The sequence below is a fragment of the Pseudomonas sp. HY2-MNA-CIBAN-0224 genome (assembly GCF_040310285.1).
GTDB classification, from domain to species: domain Bacteria; phylum Pseudomonadota; class Gammaproteobacteria; order Pseudomonadales; family Pseudomonadaceae; genus Aquipseudomonas; species Aquipseudomonas helleri.
The window spans coordinates 1-288 of record NZ_JBEOPQ010000383.1 but is presented as its reverse complement, the minus strand read 5'-3'; the positions used below and the strand labels follow the sequence as shown (position 1 = coordinate 288).

The window sequence follows — 288 nt, the reverse complement described above, 5'->3', positions numbered from 1 at the left end:
AGCTTATTCTGCTTTGAACGTATGTAATCTGTGCATGGCTTTCGCCATGTCTTGTTTAAATAAAATCTCGGTTGAACGAACCGCTTCATCGATCGCAGCGATTATCCGTTCTTGTTCTAACGCTGGGGCTCTTCCCAGTACGTAGCCGCTAACTTTATTTTTATCACCAGGATGGCCAATACCAATGCGCAAGCGATGAAAATTCTTGTCGTTGCCTAAGCTGGCGATAATGTCTTTTAGACCATTATGTCCCCCATGACCACCACCCAATTTAAATTTAGCCACGCC

1 pseudogene is annotated in these 288 nt (G+C 44.4%); it reads right to left on the bottom strand.

Annotation, left to right across the window (positions count from 1 at the left end):
- Window positions 1-3: 3 nt before the first annotated feature.
- A pseudogene (locus AAEZ03_RS26845) lies at window positions 4-288 on the bottom strand (aminoacyl-tRNA hydrolase); the annotation flags it as partial.